Raw genomic sequence first — 19,821 nt, 5'->3', positions numbered from 1 at the left:
GCTGCAGATCATTCCTGGAGACGCCACGTGCATCCATCCAGAGGCGCAGGCATGTGTTGCGAATGAATTGGGTGGTGCGGATGGCTTCCTCGATGGCGGCGAATTGCGCTTTCGACCCATCGAGCTTGTCTTCGTAGATCAGCATCCCTTGCTCCTTGTTCGTCCTCACTGTCTTCGTGTATTCTCGCACAACGATTGTCTTCTGTCAAGCGAAGGGGAACGTTCTGACTCTGATGGCTTCCTGCGCCATCCATCCCCCTGGCTGAAGCCAGGGGCCTTCTGCCGCTTTTTGGTAAGACTTTTTTCTTTTTTTCAGCCTCCAAGGATGTAATCTTTTCACTCAGAATAAAAAAAGAGATACATTGTATAATGTGAGCTTCCTGCAAGGCTCTACCAAGTACCTGCATCTACTTCAGAGTCTTCTCCTTTGGGCATGTATCGTTCAGCCTTTCCCAATGCCGTAAAAGAAAAAACGAGAGGAATAAGAAAGGTCAAGATACCTATTCCTCCATAGATAAGCTTAATATTTCCAGTCCGTTCAACCAGAGCACCTCCAACGAGCGCGCCAATGGGAATAGCAGACCAGGCAAACACGAACGCAATTGTCATCACTCGTCCAAGCAGATAATTCGGGACTATTGCTTGACGCAAACTATTCACATTGATATTGAACAGAACATCCAAAGGAGCAGATTGCCCCAGTACCAGCTTACCCAGGCAAAAACAATAATGAACAGCCCCCGCAACATCAAAGCACCAAGAGCTACGGTACTAAATGGCCATCGCTTTCGGAAAAGTCCCGCAGATAACGAGAGGATCACGACACCGATACTGGCAGCTGAGTAAAAGAAACCAACTTGTGTATCCTTCGCAAGGAGGCTTTGTTTGGCAAAGAGAATAAGCTGTGTGTTTGCAGTCGTAAATACGATATTGGCCAATGCCATCATGATAGAAATGGCTCTTAAGATCGGGTGGCACACAACATAGCTCAGCCCCCCTTTGATATTTGTAAAAATACTCTGGTCGGATACCTTGCTCTTCGATGCATTAAACTCAGTGCGGATCAACAGCAATGATACCACTGAAATAAGAAATGAAAATGCGTCAAAAAGTACAATGAGGGGGGCAGACAGAAAGGTTAGAAGCAAGCCTCGAGAATCGGCCCTAGAATAGTTGCTGCTGAATAGCTAGCCTGGATACGCCCATTTGCAACAACTAAATGATCCTTGCAGACAAGGCTCGGAATAGCAGCGAACTGTGCCGCATCAAAGATGATTGTGAAGGTAGAGTTCGCACAGATGACTGCATAAATCCACCAGAGAGAGAAGATGTAGTGAAAATAACACCGGGATAGAGCCGAGGCAGATTATTCGAGCAAGGTCTGCAATAATCATCAGCTTTTTACGGTTGAGCCTGTCTACACAAGCACCAATGAACAGGCCAAAAAGCAGGTAAGGCAGATAGGTGACAGCAGTAGAGAGAGCGAGATTCATTGCTGAATGTGTCAATTCAAATATCAGCAACGGGAAAACGAAAAGACTTAAAGAACTTCCTGGATTTGATACTGTTTGCCCAAACCAGAACTTCTTAAAATCGCTGTTGTGATTGAAGGTGTGCCAGAGTCCCTTGAAATCCATTTCACTTTTTCCTCCTTCTAAAGGTTAAAAAATTTGGTAAAGTGAGCCTTTCTTTTGTTTATCTGGGTCACTTTTTATTTTTTCATACAACTTAACAGTAAGTTCTTAACTTTAAAGTATAAAAATCAAATCAGTAAAATATAGCAAAATAAAAAAGAACATCTACAATCAACTCAAAGAGAAATATATTTCTTCCCAGGAGGTATCCCTTGCTGATATTTCTTACTTTTTAAATAAACTGTCCTCTTCTCATCTATGGATTTGGGAATATTGGGCAGCACCATCACTCGTCAAGTCAGAGTTTGCTCATAAGCGCGACTTCCCTCACCGGAAGCTGCTTGAAGCGGTCCAAATCGACGCACAAAGACGTCGGTCTTCTCCTAACAGAAGTCGATGAGAAGCGAGTGCATGTGGTCGAAGTGCCCCATGTTCTTGTTGTAGGCACCTCGCTGCAGTTGGAAGCGGTGGCGTGCAACGACTTCCATGCCCCGACGGCCTTTGAAGCGGGGGTGGCCTTCTTGCAACGCTATGGCTTACCTCTCATGCTCACCTGTGATCGGGATCCTCGGTGGGTAGGCTCGGCCTCTGGGCGCGATATCCCTTCGGTCTTGTGTGCTTTCTGCTCTGTGTGGGACAGTCCACTATCTGCCCGCCACAGTATCCTGAAATGAACAGCTTTGTCGAGCGATACCACAGCTCCTTCAAATCTTATTCCAGATAAAGGCTACACCGGGCCTCTACTTGTCATCGACCCAGACTCTACCAGGAATAGTCCCGGCAAGAAGCGCGTCAATCGCCGCATAAAAGCAAGTTCTTTTACAATCGGTTAGACCCGGTGAAAGTCGTTGGCTGAAAGCTCGTATAACAATATTTCACTCTCACACGCTCTTTTACTCAATATCGAATATACCACACAATGGTGCAGAAGATCAAAAGAGATGAGAATAGCTGTTTTAAAAAGACTCCTTGAACCAGAGCGAGAGGGAAGCTACATATAGCAATAAGAGTAGGGGAGAATGGTACAGGAAATACTGCTAAAAACTGAGCTATACTCTATCAAGCAGGGTCACCAGGAAGCGATTTTCTGGCTGTAAAAACAGAGTATACATAAAGCTGTCTTTTACCATATTCCCTTACTTCTAATGTAAGTACAGTAAAAAGGATATATCCAAAAATAGAGAAACATCAAGACAAAAACTCTCTCCCTGCAATCTCGTCGTCTGAATCGCTCTTACTATCAATATTGTTGATCTTTCCAATCAAAAACTATAGCTAACACTGATCGGGCAAACTATGATACAGTACACGTAACCTGTACACAATCATCAAAGGAGTGAAAGATATGACAACCACTTCACACTTTTCCCTTGTTCTGGAAACGCCTGCAGCAAAACCCGAAGAGGCATACCACCACTTTCTCACCAAACTCTCTGTAGAAACAGACGCTGCCGATGTTCGGCTTGATCTACAACGGGGACAGCAGAGTTTTCTTCTGGTTGATGCTCGTAGCGCTCAGGATTTTGAGGAGTGCCATATTCCAGGGGCTATCAATCTACCATACCGGAAAATCACCGCTGCATCGACAGCTCATCTCTCTAAAGAGAAACCGCTCATTGTTTATTGCTGGTCACCTGGATGTAATGCCGCTACAAAGGCAGCCGTAAGATTGAGCGCCCTGGGCTTCCAGGTAAAAGAGATGATCGGCGGCCTTGAATACTGGCGCCGCGAGGGAGGAGAGGTTGAAGGAACGCTCGGAGAGCAAGCGCCACTTGTGAACTAGGAGCAGATATTATAAAGAATCGTTTCTTTCTTAGCCGAAGCTGTACTTGAAAGGAGAAAGAGGGATATCAATGTCAATCTGGTCCCAACTGATACATGAACTCGAAAGTTTTCCGCGTGATATCCGCACTTTGCGCGTCTCGCCACTTGTGAGCCCGGAGGAGATCAGAGCAGAACTGAAGAGCCGCTACTCTTTTGCAGCACCGATTCCCCTGGAAGAGCTTATAGAAGAGGTGATGCGCCTGCTCCGTACCTGGACGGTTCACGTTACTCACCCCCGCTATTTCGGCCTTTTCAACCCGAGCGTCTCTCAGGCCAGCATCATTGCAGATACTCTTGTAGCCCTTTACAATCCACAACTTGCTGTCTGGTCACATGCACCCGCCGCTATCGAGCTGGAGCAGTTGACCTTGCAGTGCTTTGCGCAAATGCTGGGCCTTGATCCTCAGGCGCTCCACGCAACATTCACCATATGAATTGAGCAGCCTCGAAGTCATCAAGCAATGCGTCATGCGCGGCCTGGGCATCGCCTTCTTACCACACATGGCGGTGCAACAAGAAGTCGCACAGGGAAAGCTCCAGGCGATCCCGTTCATTCACGAGAGCAATCTCTATACTCAGGTAATATACCTGCAAAACAAGTGGCACTCTCAAGCATTTCAGTGCTTGCTGGGTCTGCTGACTCCAGATATGGAATCCTGAAGAGGCCCTGCTGATACCGCAATTGCAGCCATTTTCACAGCGGAGGTTAGTCGCCAAAGACCTCATTCCCCAAGAATCTCTGCCAACCAACAAAAAAGAGATCTTCTTCCGTCTCACGCCTCTCGGCAAAGAACTCTTTGAGGTGCATCGCGCCTTTGATGAACAAATGGTGCTGGGCTTGTTTCTCTGTCAGGATATGCTCGAAAGCGCGCGCAGTTAACGCGTTCAGATCTCGCTTCAGCACTCTTTCCCCTGAGCGGTCAGGGTAAGACCTGATAGTGCGGCGGTCGTGCTGCCTCTGAACTTTCTGCATCAGCCCTTCCCACACCAGCTTGTTCAACAGCCCGACTGGTCCAGCTTTTATCAAAGCCGAGCCGCCGATTCATTTCCGCTAGCGCCAGCGCCCTGCCGCGTCCCAGTTCTATCATTGCGTCATAGCTGGGCGACACCAGAAAGCGGCATTATGGTGTTGCAGCCGCGTATGACAACTATTCTCTGAAGCAGGTATACATGTCAACAGCAACGAAAAAACACGTATAAATGGACTGCAGAGAACAATAAAATGATCTTTCATACGGAGAGACAGGGATAAACTTGTTTTCCTCTTTTTCACTTGTAATCTTATTTTTATTGCAGTAATATAGTATCGAACAAAGGGAAATGTCTATAGCATTTCCTGGTACCACACAATACAAAGTCCGCTATTACTTCAGGTATACAAGAAAGTATATAAAAATAATGGAGGGAACTCACTGCCAAGAAAAGCAAAACACCAGATATAACATGCACGTTTGCTTATTATTGAATTGAAAAGAAAGAAGGTATATACACCTTTTTATAGTCATTAATGAAGATAGGAGAAAAATAACAATGTTCAGCGTCATCTATTAAGAATACATCGTTTCTTATGGAACTCTATTCTGCGGCAAAAGGAGCTTTTTCTTATGCATTCAAAAAGATTGCTAGAAAGCTGCCATCAAGAGGTCTTCACCCATCCACGTGAACGAGAATACCAATCACTCTATAGAGCCTACCTGTTCGGACAATTCCGGGTGTTTCGCAATAACAGACCGATCGTAGAGGACCGCTGGCGCAGGAGTAAGGCCAAGCTGCTCTTGCAATGGCTGATTCTGAATCAGGGGAAACTGTTTTCCGCTGACCAGTTGATTGACCTCTTCTGGAAAGATCTCCCTGCGGACACCGCCATGAAAAACCTGCATGTCACGATTCATTACCTGCGCCGTCTCCTTGAGCCTGATCTTATCCGGGGGCAGAAGTCATCCTACATCCGGCGTGACGAGCACAATTTCTACTGGCTTGAGAAAAATAGCTCCTGGTGGACCGACGTTTGTGCAGTGGAGCACCTTTCAACCCAGGCCCGCCAGTTCGAGCGTCAGGGCAACCTTCCCCAGACCGAAGCACATTACCGTAAGGTTGTGGAGTACTGCGAGCCGGGATTTATGCCCGAGGCTATCTATGAAGATTGCTTCCAACCCTTCCGCTCCCAGTACGAACATCTGTTTCTTGAAGCACTTCGCTGGCTAATCGTTCACTGCCAGGAAAAAAACGAGCTTGATGAGGCACTTGGCTACGCCTATCAGGCTCTTCACCTCAACCCTTACTATGAACAGGCAATATATGCAATTGCAACCGTCTATACACAGCGTGGCAACGTTGCCGCTGCTCTCCGCTGCCTGGAAGACTATCAGGCGAAATTAGAAAGAGATCTCGGCGTTTCTCCTGGCCAGGAGCTTGAGCGCCTGCGCCTGCGCATCCTGCAAGGGCGCGAGATCAAAGCGAGCATCTCCTGACATCGGGAAAGAAAAAGAGCGCTACAACGAGGTAGGCTCTTTTCTTTCCCGGGCTCTTTGTTTACAGTTGCCCGATCAATCGGGCAAGCCGCTGCCTCTCTTCAGCCGCATCGACAACCGCCACCGGTCCAACCGTCAACTCATCCAGCCCCTGAGCGAGCAGCTCTTGCAAGCGCTTCCCGACCGTATCTTCGTCTCCAAAGATCAGCAGGCGCTCCAGCAGCGTATCAGCCACAGCATCTACTTCCACCTCGGAGAAACCGGCAGCGAAAAACATATTACGATACACAGGGTATGTTGTATAAATCTTTACCGCCTTGCGTCCCGCCTCCAGGGCCGCCGTTCGATCCTTTGTCAAAGCCACCGGTACATGGGCTATCACTGGCGGACGGGGACGCCCCGCCGCAGAAGCCCCCTCTTGTAAGGCTGGCAGAGCCTTCTCAAGCAGGTAGTGAGCGGGGCTCATATACGGTAGCACGCCATCAGCGATCTCGCCGGCCAGACGGAAGGCACTCGGACCGAGTGCTGCAACATAAATGGGGATCTGCGTGGTGGCATGAAGCGAGACCTCTGCCGTGAAGAATTTCCCTTTATGTTTGACCGAGCCTTCTGTCAAAAGCGGGCGCAACACCTGCACGTATTCGCGCAAGTAGGAAAGTGCTGGCTCCATCTCTTCTCCGTAGATGATTTTTGCCAGTTCCGGCGAGCCCACACCCACACCGAGGCGCAGCCTGCCCGGGGCTAGATGCTCAAAGCTGAGGGCCTGCAATGCCAGCAGCACCGGGTGACGCGAATAGACCGGCACAATAGCTGTACCTAGCTTCAGACGACTGGTACGCGCGGCCGCGGCAGAGAGGACGGTCACCAGATCCGCACTCCAGGGAGGACCAAAAGGGACCCAGACATGATCTACACCGGTCTCGTCAAGCTCTGTCAGCGTGCTTACTAGAGAAGTAGGCGTCATGGCAAAAATCGTCATGCCAATACGCTCACCCAGTGAGGCTGTTTTCTTCTGTTCCATGCAGGTTCCTTTCTCTCTATCTTGATAGAATACACAGACTGGCAAGTTCTCAGGCTCTCGTCCAGATGAGATAACCCGTCTGCCAGGCACCAAAAACCAATTGAGGAGCCGTTTTCAAAATGAGCCTGTTATCATCAAACTCCACAATACGCTCAAAATGCGTACCTTTCCAGTTGGGAAAAAGACTCAGTTCAACATGGTGAATAACCGTGTTGTCCTGATAATGATAGGTGCCACAGTACGTCATATAGGAGTCGGAGGCTGCAAGTTTCTCCGCCGGCGTCGCCTTGCCGGGATCATCTGAGGCAAAATGCGGACGGTCTGCCCGCATCATTGCCAGGAACATATATCCATCGGCAGTGTAGACGAGGTAGCCCACAGCATCCTGACCCAGAGGATAGACCATCTGCCCGTTTGCGCTCCTGATCTCAAACGAGAGTAAGCGCCACGTTCCAACAAGCGTCTCGGCAGTCATTCACTTCTTCCTTCCTTAATTCCATTCCCCGGCGACAGGATACCCCACTTCACTTACCCGCCACTTACCGATATGGTAAGGGAAGGCTCTTCGATGAGAGCAAATTCAAGATCCTCATCCAGAAAAACCGTATTGCTCAGGTCGGCTCCGCGCAAATCTGTGCAATACAGTCCGGCCAGACTTAGATCAGCCTTATAAAGATCCGCCTGTTGCAGATTTGCCCGATCCAGGCGGGCCCTGTACAGGTTCGCCTTGCTGAAGTCGGCCCCACGGGCATCACACTGCGTCAGATTCGCCCCCTCTAAATCAGCGCCGTTCAGCAGGGTTCCTCGTAGATCCGCCGCCTGGAAGTTGATGCCTTGCAAGTCTCGCCATTTCAGATCCACCCCTGAAAGATCAGGGATAAGCTCAGGATGCTCCTCGCGCCAGCGATTCCACCGCTGCACCCCCCGGGCGAGAAGCGCCGCATGCTCTTCATTTGCCATTTCATTCCTCCTCTACAGACAAACGCTCTCTACTACAGAGTATCTCTTCCCGCGCTTACCCCCGACTTACATGACCCGGTAATCTGCCGGTATCCCCTTTGTAAGCTCCTGGAAAGTAGCCCGGGGTATCGTTAAAGGCAAGAGGTCGTTGGAATGGCGTACTTCTTAGATTGCGCGACCAACAGGAGACATCTATGTTTCAGCACACAAAAGCACAGAAACAGCAACGTAACATACCCGGAGATCTAGCTATCAAATGTCCTGAATGCAAAGGCATTCTCTATACGAAGGACTGTCAACGGAACCTGAAGGTCTGTCCTACTTGCAATCACCATTTCAGGATGACCGCCAGAGAGAGAGTCGAGCTTCTCACTGATCCGGGCAGCTTTGTAGAAATCGACAGGGATATCATTTCTGCCGACCCACTGCATTTTGTCAGCCGAGAACAGTCGTATGCACAGAAGCTCGCTCAGGAGCGCCAGAAAGTGGGCTCAGGCGATGCGGTTATCAGCGGTCATGCACGTATAGAGGGTTCCCCTCTGGCCCTGGCGGTCATGGACTTCCATTTTATCGGTGGCAGTATGGGAGCCGCTACAGGGGAGAAAATCACGCGCGCGATCGAACTCGGCATAGAGCGGCGGCTTCCGGTACTTATCGTCTCCGCCTCGGGTGGCGCACGCATGCAGGAAGGGCTGTTCTCCTTGATGCAGATGGCCAAAACCGCTGCAGCTCTGGCTCGCCTCGGGCAGGAAGGGCTTCCCTATATCAGTCTCCTGACCGACCCGACGACCGGGGGCGTTACTGCCAGTTACGCCATGCTTGGGGATATCACGCTTGCAGAACCTGGCAGCCTGATCTGTTTTGCCGGACCGCGTGTCATCGAGCAATTCATGCATGTCAAGCTCCCAAAAGGCGCGGTCACCGCAGAATATGCCCTGCAACACGGCCACATTGACGCCGTGATCCATCGACGAGAGCTACGCTCAACCCTGGGCAGGCTGCTTCGCCTTTTCCAGTCAACGATAGAGAGGCGGGACAGCAAACCCTTGCAGATTGTTGGCAATAAAGGAAGATAAAGTATCATGCAATTCGACCTGCCGTTTGAACAACCCCTGCGTGAGCTTGCCCGGCGCATTACTGAGCTGCAACAGCAGCCCGCCCCGCATAGACAAAAGCAGCTTGAGCACCTTATGACAGAGCTCGCAGCAGCAACACAGCGTCTTTACAGCAACCTTTCACCCTGGCAGACCGTGCAGGTTGCCCGACACAAGCTGCGACCCTACACCCGCGATTACATCCAACACATCTGTGAGGAGTTCTACGAGCTGCGCGGAGATCGCTTACAGAGCAATGATCAGGCGATCCTGGCAGGGCTGGCAAACCTGGATGAAACGACAGTTATGCTTATCGGCCACCAGAAAGGGCGGAGCCCACAAGAGAAACAGGCCTGCAATCTTGGTATGCCGCATCCCGCCGGCTATCGTAAAGCGTATCGGCTAATGAGACTTGCAGAGAAGTTTCGCTTCCCGCTCGTCTGTCTGATCGATACGCCCGGCGCTTTTCCCGGGTTGGAAGACGAGGCCAACGGACAGGCAGGAGCGATCGCTGCCAACCTCGCCTTGATGTCCGCGCTGTGCATACCAATTCTCGCAGTCGTCATCGGAGAAGGCGGCAGCGGGGGCGCGCTGGCCATCAGCCTTGCAGATCGCATCCTGATGCTTGAGCACAGCATTTACACCGTTGCGGCTCCGGAAGCAGCAGCCTCGATCCTCTGGCGCGATAACGCCTTTGCACCCGATGCCGCCGAGGCCATGAAGATCAGGGCGCGGGATCTCCTGGCGTTACATCTGATTGACGATATTGTACCCGAGCCTCTCGGCGGCGCACATCAGGATCACGCGGCGGCGGCTCGCCATCTCAAAGCAGCCCTGCTCAAGCATCTCGCAGAACTGCGCGCAGTTCCCATAGATACGCTGGTGAAACAGCGCTACGCGAAGTATCGCTTGATCAGGCCCATAACAACCCCTTAAGCGTCAGGAAAGTTTCTGGTAATTGGAAGGTAAACCAGGCATGTTACAACATATTCGGTCTTCCTGTTTCTGATGCAAAATAAAAGCGATAAAACTGTACATTTCAATTCTTCTCTGGCACCGGGGGAATATATGCACTCTATACCTTCTCAGCAGAGGGCAGAAGGGCTTAATCCCAAACCACTGCTTGATCTCAACTACGCTTTTGCGCAAACCGCCATACTGATAGCGGCGGTACGGCTGCGCCTCTTTACGCTCATCGACGAGCAAAGCCTGACCGTCGGAGAGCTTGCTGCAGCCGCTGGCACGGAGCCAGAAGCGACACGCCGCTTGCTCCGGGGCCTGATCACCCTCGGGCTCGTGGAGCAAGAAGCGGAGCGCTACCGCCTGACCGCTCCCGCGCTCCACTTTCTCGTTGAGGGAAAGTCGTCCTATCTCGGCGGGGATACACTCGCAATGCTGGACTATATCCCGGCCTGGCTGGCGCTGGATCAGACCGTGCAAAGCGCACACCCCTACCGTGATCTCGGCTCTCCTGCAACTGCCGAAACCTTCTTTGCACCCCGCGTGCGCGATCTTTTTCCGCTCATCTATCCCATTGCCCGGCGGGCCATCCCCCTGCTCGTCTCAGCGGTGGAACGAGAGCGCCCGCTCCAGATACTGGATCTAGGTGCGGGCTGTGCCCCCTGGAGCATTGCGTTGGTGCAGCAGTTCCCTTCCGCTCAGGTCACAGCCATCGATCTACCGACGGTTGCCCGGCAGGGCCAGCGCTATACAGAGGAACTGGGCCTGACCGACCGCTTCAGATGGCGGGAGGCAGATATAGAGCAGATCGAGTATGAACCTGCTGACATCGTTTTCCTGGGCCATGTCAGCCGCTTTATCAGCGATGAGCGAACGCAAGCGCTCCTTCACAAGGCTTCCAGGTGCTTGCAGCCAGGTGGAAAACTGCTGCTTGCTGATGTTTTCTTTCGCGAGGAAGGGGAAAGCACGCTCAACGCCACAGCAGTAATGCTTGATCTCTCGATGTTGGTCAATAGCGCCGGGGGCCGCATCCGCACCTGTACAGAGATTGAAGCATGGCTCAAACAGAGCGGTTTTGTCCACGTGCAACGTGTTGACTCCATCGCTCCATTTCCGGTGTTTCTTGCACAGAAAGAAGGCATCTAACTATGCGCAGAGTCGTTATTACCGGTTTAGGCGTCATCTCCCCTGTAGGAGTCGGCAAGGAAGCGTTCTGGCAGAACCTGATCCAGGGCGTCTCGGGAGAAGTGACGCTCGATCAAGTCACCTGTTGTGACCTCTTCAGATATCACCAGATGCGCGCTCGGGTCGTTTGTGAGGCTGCCGACTTCCGCCTGAATGAAGCAGCGGTCCCTCTCGCCTATCATCACGCCGACCGCTTTCTGCAATTTGCCCTGGCAGCCAGCCATGAAGCGGTACAGGATGCCGCGCTGAACTTTTCCACAATCGCACGAACCCGCGCCGGCGTGATCCTGGCAACAGCCATCTGTGGAACGCAGATGCTCGACCGAGAATACGCAAAGCTTACCAATAAAGGGAAGAAACCCCTGAGCACACAGGGCGTCTCGCCCTTCCTCTATAGCGCCGCTATGGGCAATTCCGCCGCGCTGGCAGTGGCGGCACGGTATGGCTTACAGGGTGAATGTAGCACGCTCTCAACAGGCTGTATCGGTGGGACCGACGCCATCAGCTACGCCTACGATGCAATCGCCTGCGGAGAACAGGATCTTATCATTACCGGCGCCTCTGAAGCTCCCATTACCCCGATTACGATTGCAGCTTTCGATATCATCAACTGCCTCTCGCACTGCCAGACCGCGAAGCGGGCGTCTCGCCCATTCAGCCGCGGGCGAGATGGCTTTGTGCTCTCGGAAGGCTGCGGCATCGTTGTTCTTGAGGAGCTGGAACACGCCCGCGCCCGTAACGCGCCCATATATGCCGAGCTTCTCGGCTGGGATGTCACCGAGCATGCAACCCACATGACCGATATGTCACCTGAGGGGCGCGACCTGGCACGCGCGGTGCAGGGAGCACTGCAATGCGCCCACATGGAGCCGGATCAGCTCGACTTTGTGAACGCACATGGCACCTCAACGCCACAGAACGACGTGCGCGAAACGAGCGCGCTCAAAACCGCGCTCGGCGAACATGCCCGCTCCATTCCGATCAATTCAACAAAATCTATGCTCGGTCACGCCCTTGCAGCCGCCAGCGCTGTCGAGATTGTGGCCTGCGCTCTGAGCTTGCAACGCCAGTATATTCATCCCACGATCAACCTGGATGAGCCCGACCCTGCATGCGACCTTGATTATGTCAGCGACGGAGGCCGCGCGCAGCCGATCCGCTACCTGTTGACCACCGCGAGTGGCTTTTCCGGCCTGCATGCGGCATTGATTATGGGTACACCGGAGAGAGCACTATGACTGCACAGATTGTCGTTACTGGTATGGGAGTCGTTTCCCCCTATGGCGTTGGTCCTGATGTCCTCTGGGACAGCGTCCAGGCAGGCAAGAGCGGCCTGACAGCCCTGACTTCCTTTGAGACCGCTCATATTCAGTGCCGTGCCGGCGGCCAACTGATCGATTTTGACCCGGAGCGCTACTATAGCCGCCGTCAGTTGCGCAAGATGGACCGCTTCTCGGTCTTCGCGCTGATCGCAGTTCAGCAAGCACTGACTCAGGCCGGCCTTCTGCTTGAGAACAACCGGCCCGTATGGGGCCAGGACGAGGCCAGAAGCCACCGTGTGGGTATTACGGTTGGCAACAATCTGGGCGGCTGGGAGTTTGCCGAGCGTGAGTTGCAGAATCTCTGGGAGCATGGACCTCAGGCCGTCAGTCCCTATATGGCGATTGCCTGGTTTCCCGCCGCTGTCCAGGGTAACATCTCGATTCAGTATGGCATCAAGGGCGTGGGCCGTACCTTCCTCTCCGACCGCGCCAGCGGGGGCCATGCGCTGGTACACGCGCTTCACTGCCTTTTGCAGCACAAAGTCGATATTATGATTGCCGGCGGCACGGAAGCACCCTTCTCGCCCTATGCCGCACTCTGCTATGAGACCTCTGGACTGATGTCACGGCAGGCAAGCCAGAATCCATACACGGCCTATCGTCCCTTTGACCGTCAGCATGATGGCCTCGTTCCCGCCGAGGGAGCTGCGTTCTTTGTGCTGGAACGTGCCGAAGATGCCCACCACCGGGGCGCGACGATCCTCGGGGAGCTGGCTGGTTGGGCCACTACCCACGACGGCTACGACTTTATCCAGCCTGCACCCGATGGCAGAGTATACGCAGAAACAATGCTGGCAGCGCTCCAGCGGGCGGGTTTGCAACCGGGCGATATCGACTGCACTTTCGCGGCAGGCTCAGCTGTTCCCGCCGAAGATGTTTCTGAGACGCGCGCCATTCATCAGGCTTTCGGCAAACACGCGCACCGGATCCCGGTCAGTACACCTAAATCCGCCTTCGGGAACCTGTTCGGTGCAGCCCTGCCCGTTGATCTGGCGCTTGCCCTGCTGGCACTCAGGCATCAAACCATCCCGCCTACCCTGCACCTGGATCAGGCCGCACCAGAATGCGACCTTGACTATGTTCCGCGTGTCCCGCGTGCCGCGAGCAATCTGTCAGCCTGCCTGCTAAATGCCCGGGGCATGGGCGGTACCAATGTTTCGTTAGTCCTCAAACGCTATGAAAAACCGCTATGAAAGGACCGGTCTGCTTATGAATCTGGAAACCATACAGAAACAGGTTATCGAACTGCTGCAAGAGCATATTGGCAGCAAGGCCATACTCTCGCCCGAAACAAATCTGCAAGATGATTTCGGCATCGATTCCATTGAGATGGTGGATATCGCGATCAAACTGGAGAAAACGTTCGGGATCGCGCTTCCCGCCGAGCAGTTCCGCCACTGCACTACAGTTTCCGATATCGTGCAATTCGTGGTCCAGGCCCGGCAGGGCATAGCACAGGAAAGCGAGCGAAGCGCATGAGCGGCTGGCCCAAACAGCACCTCCATGAGGTAGCGGAAGGCATTACGGCCTGCGTGCAGGGCCGGGGCGAAATGGGCGTCTCTAACGCGAGCTTTGTGCTGGAGCAGGGCCGCGCCTGCGTCATCGATACTCTGACCTTCCCTGCAATGGCGCAGCATATGGCAGCGGAAATCAAACAGCGCGGCGCGCGGGTCGATCTGGTTATCAATACGCATCACCATATCGATCATATCGGTGGCAATGCAGTGTTTGCTGAGGCGCAGATCTTCGCCCACCCAACGGCCCGCCACATCATGCAAGCGGTCGGGCACCCTGTCGCGCTCTATGATCGCCTGATGCCCGCCTTCAAAGGGCGCTTCGCCGCACAACCGCAGGTGCTTCCGGAGCCATTGCCGCCAGATCTCAGGATACCACAGGCGGGCGAGCTTCTCACCTTCCACGCGGCTCATACCCCCGTTGACCTGGCTGTCTGGTTCCCCGGGCCTCGTGTTCTGCTGGCTGGAGATCTGGCCTTCTTCGGCGTCGTGCCGCTGGCTATTCATGGCCTGATCTCGGGCTGGGTAGAAGCGCTCAGCCACCTGCTTGCTTTGCAGCCAGTAACTGTTGTTCCAGGACATGGCTATATCGGCACAGCGGACGATCTCAGAATCATGCGCGACTTCCTTGCTGCTGCGCTCCAACTGGCCCGGAAGGCGCACGCTACCAATCTCTCGTTACAGGAGGCGCTGACGCTCTTTGATCCCGGCCCGGTGGGCGACTGGCTTGAGGCCGGGCGCATCCGGCTCATTTTGGAGCGAGCATTGCAGGAGGCTCGCGGCGAACTGGATCGAGAACATCTGATTATTCTACCGGGAGGAGAAAAAAACCATGCCACAGGTTAAGGCTTCGATCGTCATTCAAGGCGATCTGGACGACATCTTTGCAGTTACAAACGATATCGAGCGCTGGCCGGTACTCTTCAACGAGTACCGCCAGGCAAAAGTACTCTCGTCCCATCGTGATGGTCGCTTTCAAAAGCTTGAGTTTCAGCTTGCCAATGAGGAGGGGGAAACCTGGGTCTCCTGGCGCATCCTTGACTATCAGGATCATATCGCTATTGCGCAGCGTGGCACACCGAAGTATCCCTTCCTCTATATGCATCTGACCTGGAGCTATCAGCAGGAGGCAGATGGAGTACGCATGACCTGGACTCAAGATTTTGAGCTGGACCCCGCCGCACCACTGACAAACGAGCAGGTCGTAAAACGCATGCAGACACACATGGAAGAGAACCAGAAGCACTTTAAACAGGTGCTTGAAGCACGCCAGCTCAAGGAGGGCTCTGTATGAGCGATAACAAGCCTATCACACTGATAAATGTGTTCTCCGTCCGACCTGGCAAGCAACAGGAGCTGCTGGATCACGTCAGCGAGTTCTCTGAGCGCGTGGCGAAAAAGATGCCTGGCTTCATCTCCGCCACCTTTCACGCCAGTTTCGACGGTAGTCGCGTTGTGAATGTCGCTCAGTGGGAGAGCACGGAGGCCTTCTACGCCTTTCTCGACTCACCAGGCGGACGCGCCGACCGGGGCCAGTACGGCCATATGACCCAGCGGATTGAATATAACCTCTACACAGCGGCCGCACAGATCGAGCCCACCAAAGAGTAAAGGAGCAACAAATGCTACAGGATGACTGCTTTACTGTCGTCAACGTCTTTACGGTGACACCGGAAAAGCAACAGGAGTTTCTTCAGGATGCCTCACAGTTTGTCGAACGCTTCGTACGCAAGCTACCCGGCTTCATCTGGGCCGGTTTCCTGATAAGCTTCGATGGCACCCGCGTTATCAATATGTCTCAGTGGGAGAGCGAGGAGGCTTTTCTCGCCTTCTTCCACCATCCCGAGGCTCAACCCGACATGAATAGGTACTGGCAACTCGTTGAGAGGGTTGACCATAATCGCTATCAGGTCGCAGCTCAATTTACGCCCGACCTGGAAAAGGGGGAAAATACATGAGCAGGCAAACAGGTGAGCCGATAGTTGTCATCAATGTCTTTACCGTTCAGCCCGAGAAGCAGCAGGAGTTTTTGCGCCTCGCCCTTGACTATACCAACCAGTTCGTGAGCAAAGCGCCCGGGTTTCTCTCGGCCACATTCTATACCAGCCTCGACGGCACGAAAATCACGAGCGTGGCCCGTTGGGAGAGCGAAGAGGCTTTTCTTGCCTTCTCGGCCCCGAGCGAGGACAACGATATAGAGGCTACCAGAGAGAAGGGCGAGCAAACCTTCCTCCACCTGGATTCTAATACGTATCGGGTTGCGGCGCGCTTCCTCTCCGAAGGAGAGTAGTGCTTGTGCTCTCTGGCTGGTCGCTTTGCCAGCCAGAAGCCCGCTGAGAGGTACCTTATCATGAGAGCGATTCACTTTGAGACGTACAACGCGCCTTTTCGCCCGGTACATGTCCCGCTACCCGAACTTCAGGAAGGACAGGTACTGGTCAAAATGACGGCAGCGGCAGTCAATATGCGAGATCACCTTATCCGCAGCGGGATGTATCGCCACGTGCCACCGCCGCTCGGTCCCTCTTCGCCTGTTGTCGGCAACGAGGGCGCGGGAATTGTGGTAGCCACGCGTGAGAGACGCTACCCGGAAGGGACGCGCGTCTTCTTCAGTGATGGCTATCATCTCCCCTGCGGTGGCGTCTGGCAAGAATATGTTGTGGCAGACATACAGCACCTACACCCGGTTCCACCCGGGAAGAGTCTTGTTGAGGCTGCAGCCCTGCGCACTGCCTTTCAATCAGCCTGGATGGCGCTGGAACAGGGCGGCTTCCGACCGGAGATAGAGCCCACTCAGGTGGTACTCGCTCCTGCCATAGGCAGCGGCGTGGGCAATGCCGCCGTACAGCTCGTCAGGGCAAGCGGGGGCCCCGAGGCGCTTACGACGGCGGGGAGCAGCTTCAAAGCGGAGCACGCGCAAGGGCTCGGCTACCGCAATGTGATCGATCTGTCGCGGGAGACTCTCCAGGCCGGAGTTGCACGCCTGGCCGCCGGCGGCGTTGATGTCGCGCTCGATCTGCTGGGCGGCACCTTTACGGCACAGGCTCTCTCAGTGCTCAAGCCGGGAAGGGCCCTGACGCTGGTTGGTTATGCCTCGGGCGATCCGCACGCAACTATCCCGCTCTATGAGCTGATCGGCAAAAAGATTGAGCTTCGCCCGTTCAATCTGCTGCTCGCTCCACAAGAAGCGCGTTCACGGGCCCTGGAACATATTCTCCGACTCTGGCAGGAGAACAGGATACAGCCGCATATTGATCGAGTCTTCCATTTTACGGAAGCCGAGCAGGCCATGCACCATCTGTTGCATGGTCGCCCGTTCGGTAAAGTACTTTTGCTGTTCGATGAGGGAAAACATGATGAGCGAGAGTAAACGGCCCCTGGCAGGCAAGGTCACTATTGTTACTGGCTCCACACGCGGGATCGGGCGGGCAATCGCGCAGCGCCTGGGGCGTGAGGGGGCGGCGGTTGTGGTGACCTATGCCACGAATGTCGACTTAGCACGGGAAGTGGTACAGGCGATTCAGCAAGCTGGTTCGGAGGCGCTCGCACTCCAGATGGATCTGCGCGAGATTGCAACAATTCGCCACCTTTTCGCCCGTACGCTGAACCATTTTGGCAAAGTTGATATTCTGGTCAACAATGCGTCGGGTCTGGCAACGCTGAAGCCAACGGCGAAGCTGACGCAGGCTGAGTATGACAGCATGTTCGACCTTACGAGAGGCGTCTACTTCGCACTGCAAGAGGCGGCTCGCCATATTGCGGATAACGGGCGCATTGTAAGCCTCTCGACGGCTATGACCGCCACCGGTTCGCCGACCAGTGGCGCGTATGTTGGGAGCAAAGCGGCAATTGAACAGTTCAGTATTGCGTTAGCCCGTGAACTCGGCTGGCGCGGCGTCACGGTGAATGTCGTCTCACCCGGGGTGACCGTCGTCAATGGGAACACACACCACCAGATTGCCTCAGGTCGACCGCTTGACGCTTCGTCTCTTCCTCAAGATGAGCAGGAGAAGCGGCGGCTCTATCAGGAGCGTATGGAACAGATCCGCGCGGCAACCCCTCTCGGCCGTCTGGGGACCCCGGAAGATATTGCCAATGTGGTCTCGCTGCTTGTGTCGGCTGAAGCAGGCTGGCTTACGGGCCAGAACATTCGCGCAGCAGGCGGCATTGTTTAGAGCTGACGGGGTGAAGCGTTTTCACCCCCCTCATGGAGGTTTTTCAATGAGCACAAAGAAGGGATTTCGTATCAACAGAGCGCTCTTTGCCTACTTTGCAGCGCTGCTTTTCGCGCTACACCTGATAACCTACTTCATCCCGAGCATTCGTGATGCTACGGTAGCGAATGCCCCACTTATTGCAGAGCCGCGCACGGTAGTGGCGATCGCGGCGGCACTGGTACTTTTCCCGGTAGTCGCGGCGCTTCCTACACCCGAGTGGGTCCGCTACGCCGGTTATGGCTGGCTCGGAGTCGAGGTTGTGACGGAAATAATGCAACTCAACGATGCGCCGACCTCACTGACATTTCTCTCGTTGCGCTACGGGGGCCATATTCTCGCCGGGGCCTGGATAATTGCAGCCTCATGGCGTAGCGACCTGTTGACCAAAATTGTGGGCTCTTTGCTGGCACTTATTATCGTGCTCTACTCCTTTACGGCCTTTCTGCCAGCAGTGGCAGTCATTCTTCTCCCAACTCCTGTACTCTATCCGCTCTGGTTCGTGCTTATCGGGCTTGGTCTGACGCGACAACAGCAGCACCCACGGCTTCAGCTTGAGAGTCAGCAACGCCAGCTTGACCCGATAGGGTAGCCACTTCCTCGACCGCCCCGGTTCAACTTACCCTCCTGCTTCAACCCCCACTCCTACCAGTTGTACCGGGCCCCTGCCCGTACCCGCATACCTTTTCCCGACTCGCCCCCCAAACTGCACCTTTACTCCCTCCCCTTGCTTTGCCGCTATCTTGCGACTAGTGACAGCTTATGTAGCGCTATCCCTGCAACCATACTACAGCGTTACAACTCAGAGCAACTGAAGGAGTTTCAATCCTCAACGACCCTTATGGGTCGCTGCAACGCCCTTTCAACAAGACTGGCGTTGCAGGCGGCAGCGCAAACACCATTTGCGCAAAACTCTTCGGGTATGCCCGATTATGCCTCCCATTTCCACCCCTTATTATCTCCGTCTGATCATGGAGGAATCTCTTCTCTGCCTGAGAAGTTTCCTCATATTGTTGGCCTTCCTGCGCGAACCTCGTGTTCGCGATGTCAGCACCGCTGGTCTGCGCAACCATAACAGACCATTTCTTCTTTCTATATGAAGAAAATGGTTTACCAGAAAGCGGCAGGACGTTCTCCTTCGCTTGATAGAAGACAATCGTTGTGCGAGGATACACGAAGATAGTGAGGACGAACAAGGAGCAAGGGATGCTGATCTACGAAGACAAGCTCGATGGGTCGAAAGCGCAATTCGCCGCCATCGAGGAAGCCATCCGCACCACCCAGTTCATTCGCAACACATGCCTGCGCCTCTGGATGGATGCACGTGGCGTCTCCAGGAATGATCTGCAGCGCTCTTGCGCTGTGCTGGCCAGACAGTTCCCTTTGCGCTCTCCCTCAACTCTCAGGCCCGGCAAGCTGCCGCTGATCGGGCGTGGGCTGCCATCTCCCGCTTCTATGAGCATTGCAAGCAGAAGAAACCAGGAAAGAAGGGCTATCCTGCCGTTCCAGCACGATTGTCGCAGTGTCGAGGACAAGCAGACGGGCTGGAAGCTGGATCCTGATGGGGTACACATTCGCTTCACAGATGGCTGTGGCATTGGCCGGCTGCGCCTCATCGGCTC

25 protein-coding genes and 2 pseudogenes are annotated in these 19,821 nt (G+C 54.0%); 19 read left to right on the top strand and 8 right to left on the bottom strand.

The features are described 5' to 3' along the window. The 4 genes and pseudogenes from EI42_RS34130 to EI42_RS30670 form a co-directional block, all read right to left on the bottom strand. Positions 1–145 (bottom strand): annotated as a pseudogene (locus EI42_RS34130) (vacuolar protein sorting-associated protein 35); the annotation flags it as partial. Between the two features lie 245 nt (positions 146–390). Further along, positions 391–609: a hypothetical protein gene (locus EI42_RS33610; RefSeq protein WP_111326631.1), complete on the bottom strand. Its 219-nt coding sequence runs from the start codon at positions 607–609 to the stop codon at positions 391–393. Between the two features lie 47 nt (positions 610–656). After that, positions 657–1,067, bottom strand: coding sequence for an MFS transporter (locus EI42_RS32200; RefSeq protein ID WP_211326430.1), 411 nt, complete (start codon positions 1,065–1,067; stop codon positions 657–659). A 198-nt stretch (positions 1,068–1,265) separates the two neighbouring features. Further along, on the bottom strand, positions 1,266–1,637 hold the full coding sequence (locus EI42_RS30670; RefSeq protein ID WP_111326627.1) for an MFS transporter: 372 nt from the start codon (positions 1,635–1,637) through the stop codon (positions 1,266–1,268). Between the two features lie 1,342 nt (positions 1,638–2,979). On the opposite strand from EI42_RS30670, the gene EI42_RS30660 reads away from it, so the two are divergent. The 3 genes from EI42_RS30660 to EI42_RS30650 all read left to right on the top strand — a co-directional run bounded on the left by EI42_RS30660 (position 2,980) and on the right by EI42_RS30650 (position 4,118). Beyond that, entirely contained in the window at positions 2,980–3,417 is a 438-nt protein-coding gene (locus EI42_RS30660) for a rhodanese-like domain-containing protein (protein ID WP_111326623.1), read from the top strand. Positions 3,418–3,487: 70 nt separating this feature from the next. After that, positions 3,488–3,892, top strand: coding sequence for a pyridoxal-dependent decarboxylase (locus EI42_RS30655; RefSeq protein WP_111326621.1), 405 nt, complete (start codon positions 3,488–3,490; stop codon positions 3,890–3,892). 1 nt (position 3,893) lies between these two features. Further along, entirely contained in the window at positions 3,894–4,118 is a 225-nt protein-coding gene (locus EI42_RS30650; RefSeq protein ID WP_170143038.1) for a LysR substrate-binding domain-containing protein, read from the top strand. A gap of 260 nt (positions 4,119–4,378) precedes the next feature. Here the strand turns inward: EI42_RS30650 and EI42_RS32195 are convergent, their stop codons facing one another. Continuing rightward, complete coding sequence (locus tag EI42_RS32195; protein ID WP_137686447.1) at positions 4,379–4,567, bottom strand: hypothetical protein; 189 nt, start codon at positions 4,565–4,567, stop codon at positions 4,379–4,381. Positions 4,568–5,062: 495 nt separating this feature from the next. Here EI42_RS32195 and EI42_RS30640 point away from each other — a divergent pair, with 495 nt between their 5' ends. Continuing rightward, positions 5,063–5,929: an AfsR/SARP family transcriptional regulator gene (locus tag EI42_RS30640; RefSeq protein ID WP_111326615.1), complete on the top strand. Its 867-nt coding sequence runs from the start codon at positions 5,063–5,065 to the stop codon at positions 5,927–5,929. Positions 5,930–5,990: 61 nt separating this feature from the next. Here EI42_RS30640 and EI42_RS30635 read toward each other — a convergent pair whose 3' ends face one another. Genes EI42_RS30635 through EI42_RS30625 form a run of 3 tightly spaced genes read right to left on the bottom strand, consistent with a single transcriptional unit; the run spans position 5,991 to position 7,910 of the window. Continuing rightward, positions 5,991–6,950, bottom strand: coding sequence for an LLM class flavin-dependent oxidoreductase (locus EI42_RS30635; RefSeq protein ID WP_111326613.1), 960 nt, complete (start codon positions 6,948–6,950; stop codon positions 5,991–5,993). Between the two features lie 49 nt (positions 6,951–6,999). Continuing rightward, positions 7,000–7,425, bottom strand: coding sequence for a lipocalin-like domain-containing protein (locus tag EI42_RS30630; protein ID WP_111326611.1), 426 nt, complete (start codon positions 7,423–7,425; stop codon positions 7,000–7,002). A 53-nt stretch (positions 7,426–7,478) separates the two neighbouring features. Further along, positions 7,479–7,910, bottom strand: coding sequence for a pentapeptide repeat-containing protein (locus EI42_RS30625; RefSeq protein WP_111326609.1), 432 nt, complete (start codon positions 7,908–7,910; stop codon positions 7,479–7,481). A 194-nt stretch (positions 7,911–8,104) separates the two neighbouring features. Between EI42_RS30625 and accD the strand changes: the two genes are divergently transcribed. From accD to EI42_RS30545, 15 genes and pseudogenes are all read left to right on the top strand, one after another. After that, a complete protein-coding gene (accD, locus tag EI42_RS30620; protein ID WP_111326607.1) occupies positions 8,105–8,986 on the top strand; it encodes an acetyl-CoA carboxylase, carboxyltransferase subunit beta in 882 nt (293 codons plus the stop codon). A gap of 6 nt (positions 8,987–8,992) precedes the next feature. Then, positions 8,993–9,940 carry an acetyl-CoA carboxylase carboxyltransferase subunit alpha gene (locus EI42_RS30615; RefSeq protein ID WP_111326605.1) on the top strand — a complete coding sequence of 316 codons (948 nt, stop codon included), beginning with the start codon at positions 8,993–8,995 and terminating at the stop codon, positions 9,938–9,940. A 132-nt stretch (positions 9,941–10,072) separates the two neighbouring features. Next, positions 10,073–11,110, top strand: coding sequence for a class I SAM-dependent methyltransferase (locus tag EI42_RS30610; RefSeq protein WP_170143037.1), 1,038 nt, complete (start codon positions 10,073–10,075; stop codon positions 11,108–11,110). A 2-nt stretch (positions 11,111–11,112) separates the two neighbouring features. Then, positions 11,113–12,387 (top strand): beta-ketoacyl-[acyl-carrier-protein] synthase family protein, encoded by a 1,275-nt coding sequence (locus tag EI42_RS30605; protein WP_111326601.1) that lies wholly within the window; start codon positions 11,113–11,115, stop codon positions 12,385–12,387. Further along, positions 12,384–13,664: a beta-ketoacyl-[acyl-carrier-protein] synthase family protein gene (locus tag EI42_RS30600; protein WP_111326599.1), complete on the top strand. Its 1,281-nt coding sequence runs from the start codon at positions 12,384–12,386 to the stop codon at positions 13,662–13,664. The genes EI42_RS30605 and EI42_RS30600 overlap by 4 nt, the downstream gene beginning before the upstream one ends. 16 nt (positions 13,665–13,680) lie before the next feature. Continuing rightward, positions 13,681–13,950: an acyl carrier protein gene (locus EI42_RS30595; protein WP_170143036.1), complete on the top strand. Its 270-nt coding sequence runs from the start codon at positions 13,681–13,683 to the stop codon at positions 13,948–13,950. Then, the gene (locus EI42_RS30590; RefSeq protein WP_111326595.1) at positions 13,947–14,831 is read left to right on the top strand and encodes an MBL fold metallo-hydrolase; all 885 of its coding nucleotides are present in this window, start codon (positions 13,947–13,949) and stop codon (positions 14,829–14,831) included. The genes EI42_RS30595 and EI42_RS30590 overlap by 4 nt, the downstream gene beginning before the upstream one ends. Further along, positions 14,818–15,279 carry an SRPBCC family protein gene (locus EI42_RS30585; protein WP_111326593.1) on the top strand — a complete coding sequence of 154 codons (462 nt, stop codon included), beginning with the start codon at positions 14,818–14,820 and terminating at the stop codon, positions 15,277–15,279. Before EI42_RS30590 ends, EI42_RS30585 begins: the two co-directional genes overlap by 14 nt. Next, entirely contained in the window at positions 15,276–15,596 is a 321-nt protein-coding gene (locus EI42_RS30580; RefSeq protein WP_111326591.1) for an antibiotic biosynthesis monooxygenase family protein, read from the top strand. The genes EI42_RS30585 and EI42_RS30580 overlap by 4 nt, the downstream gene beginning before the upstream one ends. Positions 15,597–15,607: 11 nt before the next feature. Continuing rightward, positions 15,608–15,943 (top strand): antibiotic biosynthesis monooxygenase family protein, encoded by a 336-nt coding sequence (locus EI42_RS30575; protein WP_111326589.1) that lies wholly within the window; start codon positions 15,608–15,610, stop codon positions 15,941–15,943. Further along, a complete protein-coding gene (locus tag EI42_RS30570; RefSeq protein ID WP_111326587.1) occupies positions 15,940–16,275 on the top strand; it encodes an antibiotic biosynthesis monooxygenase family protein in 336 nt (111 codons plus the stop codon). The genes EI42_RS30575 and EI42_RS30570 overlap by 4 nt, the downstream gene beginning before the upstream one ends. Before the next feature lie 60 nt (positions 16,276–16,335). Then, positions 16,336–17,355, top strand: a complete 1,020-nt coding sequence (locus EI42_RS30565; protein ID WP_137686446.1) for a quinone oxidoreductase family protein — start codon at positions 16,336–16,338, stop codon at positions 17,353–17,355. Beyond that, entirely contained in the window at positions 17,339–18,160 is an 822-nt protein-coding gene (locus tag EI42_RS30560; RefSeq protein ID WP_211326429.1) for an SDR family oxidoreductase, read from the top strand. The genes EI42_RS30565 and EI42_RS30560 overlap by 17 nt, the downstream gene beginning before the upstream one ends. Before the next feature lie 46 nt (positions 18,161–18,206). Continuing rightward, positions 18,207–18,791: a hypothetical protein gene (locus tag EI42_RS30555; RefSeq protein ID WP_111326581.1), complete on the top strand. Its 585-nt coding sequence runs from the start codon at positions 18,207–18,209 to the stop codon at positions 18,789–18,791. 614 nt (positions 18,792–19,405) lie between these two features. Next, positions 19,406–19,821 (top strand): annotated as a pseudogene (locus EI42_RS30545) (RNA-guided endonuclease InsQ/TnpB family protein); the annotation flags it as partial.

It is taken from the genome of Thermosporothrix hazakensis (assembly GCF_003253565.1).
In the GTDB taxonomy this organism is placed as follows: domain Bacteria; phylum Chloroflexota; class Ktedonobacteria; order Ktedonobacterales; family Ktedonobacteraceae; genus Thermosporothrix; species Thermosporothrix hazakensis.
The sequence above is the reverse complement of the archived record's forward strand: the minus strand, read 5'-3'. Positions and strand labels throughout refer to the sequence as shown.